This window comes from Collinsella sp. AF16-8 (assembly GCF_003462695.1).
GTDB lineage: Bacteria > Actinomycetota > Coriobacteriia > Coriobacteriales > Coriobacteriaceae > Collinsella.
Genome location: NZ_QRXX01000026.1, coordinates 1 through 1,572 on the forward strand (window position 1 = coordinate 1; position 1,572 = coordinate 1,572).

1 protein-coding gene and 1 pseudogene are annotated in these 1,572 nt (G+C 54.6%); one reads left to right on the top strand and one right to left on the bottom strand.

Translation table 11 applies throughout. The annotated features are described in order from the left end of the window. Positions 1–97 precede the first annotated feature (97 nt). Positions 98–733, top strand: coding sequence for an N-acetylmuramoyl-L-alanine amidase family protein (locus DWW73_RS10435; protein WP_117779480.1), 636 nt, complete (start codon positions 98–100; stop codon positions 731–733). Between the two features lie 228 nt (positions 734–961). Here DWW73_RS10435 and DWW73_RS10000 read toward each other — a convergent pair. Then, positions 962–1,492, bottom strand: a pseudogene (locus DWW73_RS10000) (transposase); the annotation flags it as partial. Between the last annotated feature and the right edge of the window lie 80 nt (positions 1,493–1,572).

The following is a 1,572-nucleotide window of genomic DNA, read 5'->3' on the forward strand; positions in this document are numbered from 1 at the left end:
GCGGGGCCGAGGCCGCCTCGATCAATTTGCGAAAGAATCTTGACGGTACCGATATCTGAGTGATGGATGGCACTTATTCTCTGAGTTCTGTGCACATTTGAAGGGCTGGGCTTCCACCGGCGGTTACTGGTCCTACCTTGACGAAACATCAGGTTCAATAAAGACCGGCTGGGTTTTAATTAATGGTAGTTGGTATTACCTGGACGGTTCTGGTGCTATGAAGACCGGATGGCTGCTCCTTGGCAATACTTGGTATTGGCTTGAGCCTTCTGGATTAATGGCTACAGGCTTTAAGCTTGTTAACGGCGTGTCGCACCATTTCTCTCAATCTGGATCCATGAACACTGGTTGGTTTGTTAACAATGGGACATGGTATTGCGCCAATGCCTCTGGAGCGATTCGTACAGGGTGTTTTTACTTCGATTCTAACTGGTATTTGCTTGATTCCAATAATAATGGCGCCATGCTCGAAGGATTTCAGTCTGTAAATGGTAATTGCTACTATTTGGATTCGGATAGTGGCGGCGCATTAGAGTGCAACGCCTGGGTCTTCTCACAAGATGCATACGCATATTATGCGTGCAGCAGTGGCGCAATTGTATTAACGGGTGTCATGGACAGCGTGGGCTCAATTAGGCTCAACGACGCCGAAGGAAAGCCCCATAGCAGGCTGGACTCATACGCATACCAATGCGGGGGCTCGCTGGGGACACGTTGCTATTTACGTCGGTAACGGTATGGTTATGGATAACATCGGCTACATTGTGACGACATCGCTGGCCTGGTGGCTGAACTACTACCACACTACTGCTATGCCTCAGCGGGACTGGGTTTTAAATTCGCTCTTGGTATGAGATAGTCTCTGATCAGCGTGCGAAAATCGAACTCGAGGTAGTGTCGCGAAAGATGGTTTTATGGACTAATTGGCCCCTGTGTCCAGAATCCGGAATCTATCGATATCCTAGGTCGAATCCACCCTGTCGGCAAGCTCAAAGCTGGATTCGACCATCTTCCTGGCGGTCTCTTCCAGCTCAGTCCAGTCATGACAGCCCGAGGCGCCCTTCCGAAGCTCCGCGTTGTGCATCTCGGCCATCTTCCTCTCCGAGAAATAGTGCGAGTCGGACCATGCCTCAGCCTGGTCGCACAAGACGGCGCCCACGAGCCTGAGCAGAGATTTCTCCGACGGGAAGACCTGCACCACACGCGAGCGGCGCTTAATTTCCCTGTTGGCGCGCTCCTGCACGTTGTTGGTGCGCAGGCGCTTCCAGTGCGACCTCGGGAAGTCAAGGTACGCGAGCGCGTCGGGCTCTGCCTCCTCGAGCACCCTTTCCGCCCTCGGGCAGCACCCTTCCAACATCTCGCACGCTGCGTGGTACATGACCACGGCGGTGGTGGCGTCCCCGGCGTGGAAGACCGACGAGATGATGTGCCCCACGGGGCGCATCAGCTGCCAGGAGCCGACCTCGCATATGCAGTTGCGCACCAGGTGTACGGCGCATCGCTGCTAGGCCGCCTCCTGGAGGTACCGTCAAGATTCTTTCGCAAATTGATCGAGGCGGCCTCGGCCCCGCC